Below are 12,767 nucleotides of genomic sequence, written 5' to 3' on the forward strand. Positions count from 1 at the left end.
GAATCCACATCCTCTTGGCAACTTCTGGCGATAGACAACGATGGCAACGACTTTGGTAGGTTTGGTGGGCTGGCGTGGCATGGTCGGTTCGGTGCTCATGGATCGCATGCGCGCCGAAGGTGATTTCGACCTGATCGAACCCCTGTTCTTCAGCACCAGCAATGCGGGCGGTGCCGCCCCGGACATGGCAAAGAACGAGACGACGCTGAGGGACGCCTTCGACATCGAGGCGCTCAAGCGTTGCGACATCATCCTGACGGCCCAGGGCGGCGACTACACCTCCGAGGTCTTCCCCAAGCTGCGCGCCGCCGGCTGGAAAGGCCACTGGATCGATGCGGCCTCGACGCTGCGCATGAAGGACGATGCCGTCATCATTCTCGACCCGGTGAACCTGCCGGTGATCAAGAATGCGCTGGCCAAAGGCGGGCGCAACTGGATCGGGGGCAACTGCACCGTGAGCTGCATGCTCATGGGGGTGGGTGCGCTGTACAAGGCCGGGTTGGTCGAGTGGATGAGCACGATGACCTACCAGGCTGCCTCGGGCGGGGGGGCGCAGCACATGCGCGAGCTGCTCACGCAATTTGGCACACTCAACGCCGAAGTGCGCGCCCTGCTGGACGACCCCAAAAGTGCCATTCTCGAGATCGACCGGCGCATCATCGCCAAGCAGCGCAGCCTGTCGGCCGAGGAGGTGGCCCACTTCGGCGTGCCCCTGGGCGGCTCACTGATCCCCTGGATCGACAAGGACCTGGGCAACGGGGTGAGCCGTGAGGAATGGAAAGGCGGGGCCGAGACCAACAAGATCCTGGGCATCGGCGAAGGCTTCGGTACGCCGGCGATTCCCGTGGACGGCTTTTGCGTGCGCATCGGCGCGATGCGCTGCCACAGCCAGGCCCTGACCTTCAAGCTGAAGAAGGATGTGCCACTGGCCGACATCGAGGCGATGATTGCCGCTGACAATGCCTGGGTGAAAGTGGTGCCCAACACCCGCGAGGACACCCTGCGCGACCTCACCCCGGTGGCCGTCACCGGCACGCTGACCATCCCGGTGGGGCGTCTGCGCAAGCTGGCCATGGGGCCCGATTACCTCGGTGCCTTCACGATCGGCGATCAGCTCCTCTGGGGGGCTGCTGAACCGCTGCGCCGCATGCTGCGCATCATCATCGAACAATAAAGAGTCTCAGGGGTGTGGCGTGCGGCCCACAGTTCGTGCAATGTTTCCGGCTATCGGGGCTGGCGCGAATGTCAGCCATTGCATGAGCTTGTCATCGTATCTGCTTGATGCTATTGTGATTTCTGTCTTTCCTGCGGAAAATTCATAAATATCGATGACTCTGCAGGCCTGCTTGCGCGCTGGCGGCTTGTTTCATTGGGAGACGCCTTGAAACCATCTTCACGTTCCCTAGGGCGTTTCGCTCTGTCCGGGGTGGCTGCGGCCGCCATGTTTCTGGCGGCCGGTCCGGCCGCGGCGTTGGGTCTGGGCCGAGTGACGGTCCAGTCTGCGCTCGGCGAGGCACTGCGGGCGGAAATCGACATCACCAGCCTCACGCCGGAGGAGGCGGCCAACCTGCAGGCTCGCGTCGCGGCGCCCGATGCCTACCGGGCCGCCGGAGTCGAGTACAACGCCGTCCTCACCGGCACACGCGTCACCCTCGAGCGCCGGCCCGACGGTCGGCCCTACCTGCGGGTCTTCAGCGACCGTGCGGTCCAGGAGCCCTTCGTCGACGTGATCCTCGAGCTGTCCTGGACGTCGGGCCGGCTGGTGCGCGAGTACACCTTGCTGCTCGACCCGCCATCGTCCACGCGCCGGGCGGCCACGCCGGCTACCGCACCGATCATCGGTGCGACGCCGCCTGCGCCGCTGAGTCCTCCGGCAGCGACGCCACCGGCTACCGCAGCCCGTCCGGCGGCAGCGGCACGTCCGGCCGCAGCCGCACCTGCGCCCGCCCCGGCGCCGTCTGCTGCGCCGCAAGCCGCGACCGGCACGGCAGACCCAGACGACGAATACCGCGTGCGCCGCGGCGACACCTTGTATGGCATTGCCACGCGCGTCCAGCGTCCCGGCGTCTCGCTCGACCAGATGCTCGTGGCCCTGTTCCAGGCCAACCCTCAGGCTTTCGCCGGCGAGAACATGAACCGCCTGCGCGCGGGGGCCGTGCTGTCGGTCCCCGGGGCCGAGCAGGCGCTCAGCGTCTCACCTGGCGAGGCCCGCAGGATCATCCAGGCGCAAAGCGCCGATTTCAACGCCTATCGTCAGCGGCTGGCCGCCGCGACCCGGCAGACGGCCACCGAAGAGCCCACCCGCCAGGCGTCCGGACGGGTGGAAGCCGAGGTGCAGGACCGTCGTCAGGCTGCTGATGCGTCTGCGGACCGGCTGACGCTGAGCAAGGGTGCCGTGGCTGCGGCCCCCGGTGCCGCCTCGGCCGAGGATCGCATCGCCCAGCAGCGCCAGCAGCAGGAGGCGGCCCAGCGCGTGGCGGAGCTGTCGCGCAACGTCGAGGAACTCAAGCGCATCGCGCCGGCCGGCGCCCCGGCGGCACCTGCACCGGCGCCGGCGCCGGCGCCGGCGGCCTCGCCTGCGGCCGGCGTGAGTGTGCCCGTGGCGGCGGCTCCGGTGGCGTCAGCGTCCGCGCCGGTGGCGGCCTCGGTCGCCCAGCCCGAAGCCCCGGCCAGTGTGGCGTCCGACACTGCCGGCGTGGCGGCGGCGGCCGCCTCGGAGCCGGCCGCGGCCCAGGCTCCGGCGCCGGTCCCCGCACCGCCCCCTGCACCGGCCCCGGGGCCCACGCCGGCCCCGGCCGAGCCCAGCCTGATCGACGACCTGCTGGCCAATCCGCTCACGCTGCCTCTGGCCGGCGGCTTGGTGGCCCTGCTCGTGGGCCTGGGCGTCTACCGTCTGCGCTCGCGGACCAAGAAGGACAGCGGGGAGACCTCCTTCCTCGAAAGCCGCCTGCAGCCTGACTCCTTCTTCGGCGCCAGTGGCGGCCAGCGAGTGGACACCAAGGATGCCACCGGGGCGCCTTCGTCGCTGAGTTATTCGCTCAGCCAGCTCGATGCCATCGGCGACGTCGACCCGGTGGCCGAGGCCGATGTCTACCTGGCCTACGGCCGTGACCTGCAGGCCGAGGAGATCCTCAAGGAAGCCATGCGTGCCAACCCTGAGCGCCTGGCCATCCGCACCAAGCTGCTCGAGGTCTATGCCAAGCGTCGCGACGCCAAGGGCTTCGAACTGCTGGCCACCCAGTTGTATGGCTTGACCGGCGGCCAGGGCGAGGACTGGGCCCGCGCCCAGGAACTGGGCCGCCAGATCGACCCTGACAACGCGCTGTACCAACCGGGCGGCGCGCCACCGGATGCCGTCAAGCTGCCCGAAGGGGGCTATGAGCCGCTGGGGGCGAGCACGATGCCCCAGTCGGTGATGCCCACGCCGTCGACCTATGCCGAGGCGTCCAAGGCCCAGGCCAATGTCGATCTCGATCTGGACCTGCCCTTGGGCGACGAACCCGCGCCCAGCAGTTTCAATTCCGAGTCGACCCAGCCGCTGGCTGCCGTTGCGGCCGTGTCTGAGCGGGCCCAGGCCGGATCCCCAGATCCCGAAGTCCCGCCTGCCCGGGAGGTTGCATCCGAGATGGACATGGCCTTCGAGCTGCCGGAACTGCCCGAGGTGGCGCCCGCCCAGCCCGCCGCCCGCGCCGATGCACCCAATTCGCGCTCGATGGATTTCGACCTGGGTGAGTTGTCGCTCGACCTGGGCCCGACCCCATCGCCCGAGACGGGCCCTGGGGCCGCTGACGAACTGGCCGGGCTGGATCTTGGCGACGGAGAGACCTCCGGCGATCCGATGGAGCGCAAGCTGGAGCTGGCCGAGGAGTTCCGCCAGATCGGTGACCGCGAAGGGGCTCGCGAACTCCTGCAGGAGGTCGTGTCCAAGTCCAGTGGGGCGCTCAAGGCCAAGGCCCAGAGCATGCTCGCTGAACTGGCCTGAACACAGCATGCCCGTCACGGGCCAGGGGGCGCGGGTCGCCACCTGGCCCGTTGCCTTTCCGAGACCCTGAGCAACCGACCTGGGAACGCTTGCCGTGAGGATCGCACTGGGTGTCAGCTACCGAGGCACGGCCTACCTGGGCTGGCAGAGTCAACCCGGCGGGCGCGCGGTGCAGGACCACCTCGAGCAGGCGCTGACGCGCTTTGCCGATGCCCCGGTGCGGGTGGTCTGTGCCGGGCGGACCGACGCCGGCGTGCACGGACTCAACCAGGTCGTCCACTTCGACACCGATCGCCGGCGCGAGCCCTTTTCCTGGGTGCGCGGCACCAACACTTTTCTGCCCCACGACATCGCCGTGCAGTGGTGCTGCCCCGTCCCGGACGACTTCCACGCCCGCAACAGCGCGCGGTCGCGCCGCTATGCCTACGTGCTGCGCGAATCGCCAGTGCGCCCGGCCCTGGACTGCGGCCTGGTGGGCTGGGTCTTCCGTCCGCTGGACGCACAGGCGATGCGCCGTGCTGCCGCCCACCTGCTGGGCCGGCACGACTTCAGTGCCTTTCGATCGTCGGAGTGTCAGGCCCGCAGTCCGGTCAAACATCTCACCGAGCTCTCGATTGAGCGGCATGGGGCCTACTGGCGCTTCGAATTCGAGGCCGATGCCTTCTTGCACCACATGGTGCGCAACCTGATGGGATGCCTGATCGCGGTGGGCGCCGGGACCCGCGAGCCGGACTGGGTGGCACGGGTGCTGGCCGGCCGTGACCGCACGTTGGCTGCCCCCACCTTTGCGCCGGATGGCCTGTACTTCCTCGGGCCCCGCTACGATGCGCATCTGGGGCTGCCGGTGCACACGGCGGCCCATGACTGGCTGCCCGGTCCGGCGGCTACGGAGGGTCCGAGATGACCATGCCTGCCCAACGCACCCGCATCAAGATCTGTGGTCTCACGCGCCAGGCCGATGTCGAGGCGGCGGTGGCCGCCGGGGCCGACGCCATCGGCCTGGTGTTCTATGACCGCAGCCCGCGCCATGTCAGCCTGGAGCAGGCCGTGACGCTGGTGCGCCGGCTGCCACCGTTCGTCACGCCGGTGGGCTTGTTCGTGAACGCGGCGGCCGACGAGGTACGCCGGGCCTGCGAGGCCATTCCGCAACTGGTGCTGCAGTTCCATGGTGACGAAACACCGCAGGACTGCGAGGCTGCCGGCCGACCCTATCTGCGCGCCGCCCGCATGGCGCCCGGCTTCGATTTGCTACACTTCGCGCAGCGTTTTGCCACCGCCCAGGCCGTGCTGCTGGATGCGCACGTCGAAGGTTACGGTGGCGGTGGAAAGGTCTTCGATTGGTCACTCATTCCCCCCGGCGTGCCCTGTCCGGTCGTTTTGTCTGGTGGGTTGAATCCTGCAAACGTGACCGATGGGGTGCTTCAGGTCCGGCCCTGGGCCGTTGACGTGAGTTCCGGCGTCGAATCCGCCAAGGGCATCAAGGATGCCGCGGCGATGCGCCGGTTCTGCGAGGCGGTTCGCGAAGCCGATGCGCGTATCGCAGCCGCCATCGCCTGACCCCGTTCACCTGAAGCCATGTTGAACTACCAGCAACCCGATGCCCGGGGGCATTTTGGCCCGTATGGCGGCTCTTTCGTCGCCGAAACCCTCACCCATGCCCTGGACGAACTCAAGGCGGCCTACGAGCGCTACCGCCACGACCCCGAGTTCCAGGCCGAATTCCGCAGTGAACTGGCCCATTTCGTCGGCCGTCCGAGCCCTGTCTACCACGCCGCGCGCCTGAGCCGCGAGCTGGGCGGGGCGCAGATCTACCTCAAGCGCGAGGACCTCAACCACACCGGCGCCCACAAGGTGAACAACACCATCGGGCAGGCCCTGCTGGCGCGTCGCATGGGCAAGCCGCGTGTGATCGCCGAGACGGGCGCGGGCCAGCATGGCGTGGCCACCGCGACGATTTGCGCGCGCTATGGCATGGAGTGCGTGGTCTACATGGGCAGCGAGGACGTGAAGCGCCAGTCGCCCAATGTCTACCGCATGCACCTGCTGGGCGCGACCGTGGTGCCGGTGGAAAGCGGTTCGCGCACCCTGAAGGATGCGCTCAACGAAGCCCTGCGCGACTGGGTCACCCACGTGGAGAACACCTTCTACATCATCGGCACGGTGGCCGGCCCCGCGCCTTACCCTGCGATGGTGCGCGACTTCCAGAGCGTGATCGGCGAGGAATGCCTCGTGCAGATGCCCGAGATGACGGGCCGCCAGCCCGATGCCGTGATCGCCTGCGTGGGCGGCGGCAGCAATGCCATGGGCATCTTCTACCCCTACATCCCGCACGAGTCGGTGCGCCTGATCGGCGTCGAGGCGGCCGGGGAGGGGCTGGACACCGGCAAGCATGCGGCGTCGCTGAGTGCCGGCTCGCCGGGCGTGCTGCACGGCAACCGCACCTACCTGCTGCAAGACGACAACGGGCAGATCATCGAGACCCACTCGATCTCGGCCGGCCTGGATTATCCGGGCGTGGGCCCCGAGCATGCCTACCTGAAGGACATCGGCCGCGCCGAGTACGTGGGCGTGACCGACAAGGAGGCGCTCGACGCCTTTCACCGCCTGTGTCGCACCGAGGGCATCATTCCGGCGCTGGAATCCAGCCACGCGGTGGCCTATGCGATGCAACTGGCCCCTACGATGCGCCCGGACCAGACCTTGCTCGTGAATCTGTCGGGCCGTGGCGACAAGGACATCGGCACGGTGGCCGACCTCTCGGGCGCCGAGTTCTATTGCCGTCCGTCCTGCCGGGGCCAGAGCGTCAAGGGTGGCGACGCCCAGGCGATGAAGGGGCCGAAATGAGCCGCATCGCTGCCACCTTCGCCCGCCTGCGCGAGCAGGGCCGCAAGGCCCTCATCCCCTACGTCACCGCCGGCGACCCCTATGCCGACGTCACACCCGAGCTGATGCTGGCCCTGGCCGACGCCGGGGCCGACGTGATCGAACTGGGCGTCCCGTTTTCCGACCCGATGGCCGACGGCCCGGTGATCCAGAAGGCTGCCGAGCGGGCCCTGGCCCGCGGGATCGGCCTGCCCCAGGTGTTCGACCAGGTCCGGGCCTTCCGTGTGAGCAACACGACCACCCCGGTGGTCTTGATGGGCTATGCCAACCCGATCGAACGCTATGACCAGCGCCACGGCGAAGGGGCCTTCGTGCAGGCTGCGCGTGAGGCTGGTGTCGATGGCGTGCTGGTGGTCGACTACCCGCCCGAGGAATGCGAGGCTTTTGCCGCCACGCTGAAATCCCAGGGCCTGGACCCGATCTTCCTGCTGGCCCCGACCTCCACCGCCGAGCGCATGCAGCAGGTCGGGCGGGTCGCCAGCGGCTACGTGTACTATGTGTCCCTGAAAGGCGTGACCGGTGCCGGGCACCTGGACACGGCGGCGGTGGCGCAGATGCTGCCCCGTATCCGCGAGCATGTCTCGGTGCCGGTGGGCGTGGGGTTTGGCATCCGCGATGCCGACACTGCCCGGGCCGTGGCGGCCGTCTCCGATGCGGTGGTGATTGGCTCGCGCCTCGTGCAATTGCTGGAAGAACAGCCGCGCGACCGCGTGGTGGCGGCCGGGTGCGAGTTCATCGCGCAGATCCGTGCCGCCCTTGACAGCCTGGAAGGAGTTCATCGATGAGTTGGCTTGAAAAACTGCTGCCCCCGAAAATCCAGCAGACCGACCCGGCCGAGCGCCGTTCGGTGCCGGAAGGGCTGTGGATCAAGTGCCCGTCGTGCGAAACGGTGCTGTACAAGACCGACCTGGAGCACAACCACTACGTCTGCCCCAAGTGCGCGCACCATCACCGCATCAACGCGCGCGCACGGCTGGACAAATTCCTCGACGCCGAGGGCCGCTACGAGATCGGCCAGGAGGTCATCCCGGTCGATGCACTGAAGTTCCGCGACAGCAAGAAATACCCCGACCGCCTGAAGGATGCGCTGGAGACCACAGGCGAGACCGACGCGCTCGTCGTGATGGGCGGTGCCGTGCTGAGCATGCCTGTGGTGGCCGCCTGTTTCGAATTCGACTTCATGGGCGGCTCTATGGGCTCGGTGGTGGGTGAGCGCTTCGTGCGTGGCGTCGAGACCGCGCTGGAACAAAAGACACCGTTCATCTGCTTCACCGCCACCGGAGGGGCACGCATGCAGGAAGGCCTGCTCAGCCTGATGCAGATGGCCAAGACCAATGCGGCGCTCACCCGCCTGGCCAAGGCCAAGCTGCCCTACATCAGTGTGCTGACCGACCCGACCATGGGCGGCGTGTCGGCCAGCTTCGCCTTCGTGGGCGACGTGGTGATTGCCGAGCCCAAGGCTCTGATCGGCTTTGCCGGCCCGCGGGTCATCGAGAACACCGTGCGCGAGAAGCTGCCCGAGGGCTTCCAGCGCTCAGAGTTCCTGATGCAGAAGGGGGCGCTGGACATGATCGTCGACCGGCGCGAGCTGCGGCCCACGGTGGCCCGCCTGCTGGCCATGCTGCAGCGCCAGCCGGCCGACGCGGTGGCCTGATCGTTTCTATCCGCGCTTGCGGGACCGGCTTCGCGCCGGCCCTTGGCGGTGCCCCCCCGCATTGACACCGAGGCCGTCCCGGCGACCGCCGGCGGCTTACCATCGCCCCATGAGTTCTCCCAAAACCCTGGCCGACTGGCTGGCGCACTGCGAGCGCCTGCACCCCAGCACGATCGATCTCACGCTCGAGCGGGTCCAGGCCGTGGCTGCCCGACTGGACCTGCACTTCGACTGCCCGGTGGTGACGGTCGCCGGCACCAATGGCAAGGGCTCCACCTGCGCCATGCTGGAGGCCATCGCGCTGCAAGCGGGCTACCGCACTGGCGTCTACACCTCGCCCCATCTCGTGCATTTCGAGGAGCGCTGCCGCATCCGCGGCGAGGTGGTGGCCGCCGAGGCCCTGCTGCCGCATTTCGAGGCGGTGGAAGCCGCCCGCGAAGGGCAGGGCTTGACCTACTTCGAGTTCACCACCCTGGCGATCCTGCGGCTTCTGTCACAGTCGGGGCTGGACCTGGTGGTGCTCGAAGTGGGCCTGGGCGGGCGCCTGGACGCGGTCAACGTGATCGATGCCGACTGTGCCGTCATCACCAGCATCGACCTGGACCACATGGACTACCTGGGGCCCGACCGCGAGAGTATCGGGCGCGAGAAGGCGGGCATCATGCGCGCCGGGCGCCCGGTGGTCGTCAGCGACCCGATGCCGCCGCACAGCGTGATCGAGCGGGCCCAGGCGCTGGGCGCCGACCTGCACCTGTTCGGGCGGGACTTCCGCTACAGCGGCGACCGCCAGCAATGGAACTGGTCGGGCCGGCACCGTCGCTACAACGCGATGGCCTACCCGGCGCTGCGAGGCGCCAACCAGTTGCTCAACGCCTCCGGGGTGCTGGCGGCCTTCGAGACGCTGCACGAGCGCCTGCCCATCAATGCCCAGGCCGTGCGCAATGGCCTGGCGATGGTGGAGCTGCCCGGGCGCTTCCAGATCGTGCCCGGCCAGCCCACGCTGGTGCTGGATGTGGCCCACAACCCGCACGCGGTGGCCACGCTGGCCGAGAACCTCGACCAGATGGGCTTCTTCCCACGCACGCACGCCGTGTTCGGTGCGATGGCCGACAAAGACGTGAACGCCATTCTGCGGCGCATGCACGTGCTGGTCGATGCCTGGTACTTCACCGACCTGCCCACGGGCCGGGCCCTTCCGGGCGCCGACCTGCTGCGCCGCTGGCACACCCTGCCGGCGCGCACGCCGGTGCAGGCCGTCGCGTCGGTGCATGCCACGCCGCTTCAGGCCTTGCAGTGCGCGCTGTCCGCGGCGGACCCGGCTGATAGAATCGTGGTCTTCGGGTCCTTCTTCACCGTCGGGGGCGTGTTGCAGGGCGGCCTGCCCCGCCTGTCGGCCCGGCACCTGGGCTGAGGCGGCCTGGACGGCCGGCGGGCCGGCTGCAAGGCCGGCGTTCCCACATTCCGAGACGCATGGGTCTGCTCTCCTTCTTCAAGCGTGTCGCAGCCTCGGGCGAGGCCCCTGCGGCGTCGTCCCGCCCGGACGACACGGTCGAACAAGCCCGGACCCGGGCCCGGCATCGCCTCATCGGGGCCGTGGTGCTGGTGGGGGTGGCCGTGATCGGCTTCCCGATGCTGTTCGAGACCGAGCCGCGCCCGGTTCCCACCGACTTGCCGATCGAGATTCCGGCCAAGGAGACCCCCAGGGTCCGCGCGCCGGCCCCCTTGCCTGCGCCGGCTGCCTCCGCGGCGCGGGCCCCGGAACCAGCGATGATCGAGGAGCGCGCGGCCGATGCCGGCCGCGAGGTGCCGGCTCCCGAGCCTTCCGTCGCGGCTGCCCCGGCGTCAGCCCCGCCCGCGGCGCCGCGCACGGCCCCCGCGCCGAGCCCGGCACCGGCCCGCGACAAGGCCGAGGCCGAGGCCGCCAGGGCCCGGGCCCTGCTCGAAGGCCGTCCATCCGCACAGGCCGAGGAGGCGGCGGCACGCTACGTGGTGCAGGTGGGCGCCTACAGCGAGACGGCCAGTGCCCGCGAGGTGCGTGCCAAGGTCGAGAAGCTCGGATTCAAGACCTACACACAGGTGGTCGACACGGCGGCGGGGCAGCGCATCCGCGTGCGGGTGGGCCCGTTTGCCTCACGGGACAAGGCCCAGCAGGCGGCCGATAGGCTCAAGGCCGCCGGCCTGCCCGGGGCAGTGCTCACGCTGTAAGCCATGGACGCCATCGGCTGGGTCGACATCGCCCTCGTCACGCTGCTGCTGGTATCGGTGGTGCTGGGCCTCGTGCGTGGCTTGGTCTTCGAGGTGCTGGCCCTGGCCGGATGGGTGGTGGCCTTCTTTGCTGCGCAGTGGATCACGCCGCAGTGGAGCACGGCCGTGCCCATCGGCACCCCCGGGTCGATGGTGAACCACGTCAGCACCTTTGCGATCGTCTTCGTGGCCACGCTGTTCGTTTGGGGCTTGCTGGCCTGGCTGGTCAAGAAGCTGGTCCATGCCAGTGCGCTCAGCCTGCTTGACCGGCTCATGGGGGCCGCCTTCGGCCTGGTGCGTGGCGTGCTGATCGCCCTGGTGGTTACCCTGCTCGTGACCTGGACGCCACTGGCGCGCAGCGAACCCTGGCGTGCATCGCATGGGGCGGCGCTGCTGCAGCAGATGCTCCAAGGTCTCAAGCCCCTCATGCCCCGCGAGCTGGCCGACCGGCTCGCGCCCCGTTGAATTGTCTGGAAGGTAAACCATGTGCGGCATCGTGGGCGTCATCTCGAAGGCGCCGGTCAACCAGCTCATCTACGACGCGCTGCTGTTGCTTCAGCACCGCGGCCAGGACGCGGCGGGCATCGTCACGGCGATGGACACCAAGTTTTTCATGCACAAGGCGCGTGGCATGGTGCGCGATGTCTTCCGCACCCGCAACATGCGCGCGCTGCCCGGCAGCGTCGGGTTGGGCCAGGTGCGCTACCCCACGGCCGGCAACGCCTACAGCGAAGAAGAAGCGCAACCCTTTTACGTGAATGCGCCTTTCGGCCTGGTGCTCGTGCACAACGGCAACCTCACCAATGCCCATGCGCTGCGCAAGGAGCTCTTTGCGATCGACCGGCGCCACCTCAACACCGAGAGCGACTCCGAAGTGCTGCTCAACGTGCTGGCCCATGAGCTGGAGCTGGCCGCGCGCGACCTGCCCCTCACGCCGGAGGAGGTCTTCAAGGCCGTGCGCGGCGTACACAAGCGCATCAAGGGTTCGTATGCGGTGGTCTGCCTGATCGCCGGCTATGGTCTGCTGGCCTTCCGTGACCCTTACGGCATCCGCCCGCTGTGCTACGGTCAGGCCGATCTGCCCGAGGGCCCCGAGGTGATAGTGGCCAGCGAGTCCGTGGCGCTGGAAGGCACGGGCCACCGCTTCATCCGCGACGTGGCGCCGGGCGAGGCGATCTTCATCGACCTGGACGGCCGAGTACACGCGCAGCAATGCGCCGAGCATCCCAGTCTGAACCCCTGCGTCTTCGAGTTCGTCTATCTGGCCCGTCCGGACTCCGTCATCGACGGCATTTCGGTCTACCAAGCCCGGCTCAACATGGGTGAGACGCTCGCCCAGCGAGTCATCTCGACCATGCCGCCCAGCGAGATCGACGTGGTGATCCCGATTCCGGAATCCAGCCGACCGTCGGCGATGCAACTGGCACAGAAGATCGGCAAGCCCTACCGAGAAGGTTTCGTGAAGAACCGCTACGTGGGGCGTACCTTCATCATGCCGGGGCAGGCCGTGCGCCGCAAATCCGTGCGCCAGAAGCTCAATGCAATGCCTCAGGAGTTCAAGGGGCGCAACGTGCTGCTGGTGGACGACTCCATCGTGCGTGGCAACACCTCGCGCGAGATCGTGCAGATGGCGCGCGAGGCCGGAGCGCGCAGGGTCTACATGGCCTCGGCAGCACCGCCGGTGCGCTATCCCAATGTCTACGGCATCGACATGCCCACCAAGAGCGAGCTGATCGCGCATGGCCGCAGCATCGAGGAGATCCGCGAATTCATCGGCGCCGACGCGCTGATCTACCAGGACGTGGCGGCCATGAAGAAGGCCGTGGGCTCGCTCAACACCGGCATCGACGGCCTGGAAGCCTCGTGTTTCGACGGCCACTACATCACCGGCGACGTGAGTGCCGAGGACTTCGCCGCCATCGAGACCCAGCGCACCTCGCAAGGCGAGGAAGAGGAACCCGGCCGTACCCGCCTGGCGCTGCAAAGCGCGGGCGAGGCCTGAAG

11 protein-coding genes are annotated in these 12,767 nt (G+C 68.5%); all 11 read left to right on the forward strand.

Going from position 1 to position 12,767, the window contains the following annotated elements:
- Window positions 1-40 precede the first annotated feature (40 nt).
- The 11 genes from asd to purF all read left to right on the forward strand — a co-directional run bounded on the left by asd (window position 41) and on the right by purF (window position 12,765).
- Window positions 41-1,174, forward strand: a complete 1,134-nt coding sequence (asd, locus tag AC1ECW_RS08690; protein WP_409707206.1) for an aspartate-semialdehyde dehydrogenase — start codon at window positions 41-43, stop codon at window positions 1,172-1,174.
- A 207-nt stretch (window positions 1,175-1,381) separates the two neighbouring features.
- Window positions 1,382-3,982 (forward strand): motility hub landmark protein FimV, encoded by a 2,601-nt coding sequence (locus tag AC1ECW_RS08695; protein ID WP_481201632.1) that lies wholly within the window; start codon window positions 1,382-1,384, stop codon window positions 3,980-3,982.
- Between the two features lie 94 nt (window positions 3,983-4,076).
- The gene (truA, locus tag AC1ECW_RS08700) at window positions 4,077-4,886 is read left to right on the forward strand and encodes a tRNA pseudouridine(38-40) synthase TruA (RefSeq protein WP_481201633.1); all 810 of its coding nucleotides are present in this window, start codon (window positions 4,077-4,079) and stop codon (window positions 4,884-4,886) included.
- Entirely contained in the window at window positions 4,883-5,539 is a 657-nt protein-coding gene (locus AC1ECW_RS08705; RefSeq protein ID WP_409708165.1) for a phosphoribosylanthranilate isomerase, read from the forward strand. The genes truA and AC1ECW_RS08705 overlap by 4 nt, the downstream gene beginning before the upstream one ends.
- A gap of 18 nt (window positions 5,540-5,557) precedes the next feature.
- Complete coding sequence (gene trpB / locus AC1ECW_RS08710) at window positions 5,558-6,826, forward strand: tryptophan synthase subunit beta (RefSeq protein WP_481201634.1); 1,269 nt, start codon at window positions 5,558-5,560, stop codon at window positions 6,824-6,826.
- The gene (gene trpA / locus AC1ECW_RS08715) at window positions 6,823-7,650 is read left to right on the forward strand and encodes a tryptophan synthase subunit alpha (RefSeq protein WP_481201635.1); all 828 of its coding nucleotides are present in this window, start codon (window positions 6,823-6,825) and stop codon (window positions 7,648-7,650) included. The genes trpB and trpA overlap by 4 nt, the downstream gene beginning before the upstream one ends.
- The gene (gene accD / locus AC1ECW_RS08720; RefSeq protein ID WP_409708173.1) at window positions 7,647-8,519 is read left to right on the forward strand and encodes an acetyl-CoA carboxylase, carboxyltransferase subunit beta; all 873 of its coding nucleotides are present in this window, start codon (window positions 7,647-7,649) and stop codon (window positions 8,517-8,519) included. Before trpA ends, accD begins: the two co-directional genes overlap by 4 nt.
- A 109-nt stretch (window positions 8,520-8,628) precedes the next feature.
- Window positions 8,629-9,930: a bifunctional tetrahydrofolate synthase/dihydrofolate synthase gene (gene folC, locus AC1ECW_RS08725; RefSeq protein WP_481201636.1), complete on the forward strand. Its 1,302-nt coding sequence runs from the start codon at window positions 8,629-8,631 to the stop codon at window positions 9,928-9,930.
- A gap of 59 nt (window positions 9,931-9,989) precedes the next feature.
- The gene (locus AC1ECW_RS08730; RefSeq protein WP_481201637.1) at window positions 9,990-10,724 is read left to right on the forward strand and encodes an SPOR domain-containing protein; all 735 of its coding nucleotides are present in this window, start codon (window positions 9,990-9,992) and stop codon (window positions 10,722-10,724) included.
- Between the two features lie 3 nt (window positions 10,725-10,727).
- The gene (locus AC1ECW_RS08735; RefSeq protein ID WP_409705211.1) at window positions 10,728-11,228 is read left to right on the forward strand and encodes a CvpA family protein; all 501 of its coding nucleotides are present in this window, start codon (window positions 10,728-10,730) and stop codon (window positions 11,226-11,228) included.
- Between the two features lie 19 nt (window positions 11,229-11,247).
- Entirely contained in the window at window positions 11,248-12,765 is a 1,518-nt protein-coding gene (gene purF, locus AC1ECW_RS08740) for an amidophosphoribosyltransferase (RefSeq protein WP_481201638.1), read from the forward strand.
- The last annotated feature ends 2 nt before the right edge of the window (window positions 12,766-12,767 follow it).

The sequence above is a fragment of the Caldimonas hydrothermalis genome, from assembly GCF_056746695.1.

Excerpts from the sequence above, each read along its gene's own strand:
- trpB (WP_481201634.1), top strand. The coding sequence starts at position 5,558 with ATGTTGAACTACCAGCAACCCGATGCCCGGGGGCATTTTGGCCCGTAT.
- AC1ECW_RS08735 (WP_409705211.1), top strand. The coding sequence starts at position 10,728 with ATGGACGCCATCGGCTGGGTCGACATCGCCCTCGTCACGCTGCTGCTG.
- trpA (WP_481201635.1), top strand. The coding sequence starts at position 6,823 with ATGAGCCGCATCGCTGCCACCTTCGCCCGCCTGCGCGAGCAGGGCCGC.
- AC1ECW_RS08705 (WP_409708165.1), top strand. The coding sequence starts at position 4,883 with ATGACCATGCCTGCCCAACGCACCCGCATCAAGATCTGTGGTCTCACG.
- folC (WP_481201636.1), top strand. The coding sequence starts at position 8,629 with ATGAGTTCTCCCAAAACCCTGGCCGACTGGCTGGCGCACTGCGAGCGC.
- purF (WP_481201638.1), top strand. The coding sequence starts at position 11,248 with ATGTGCGGCATCGTGGGCGTCATCTCGAAGGCGCCGGTCAACCAGCTC.
- AC1ECW_RS08730 (WP_481201637.1), top strand. The coding sequence starts at position 9,990 with ATGGGTCTGCTCTCCTTCTTCAAGCGTGTCGCAGCCTCGGGCGAGGCC.
- accD (WP_409708173.1), top strand. The coding sequence starts at position 7,647 with ATGAGTTGGCTTGAAAAACTGCTGCCCCCGAAAATCCAGCAGACCGAC.
- asd (WP_409707206.1), top strand. The coding sequence starts at position 41 with ATGGCAACGACTTTGGTAGGTTTGGTGGGCTGGCGTGGCATGGTCGGT.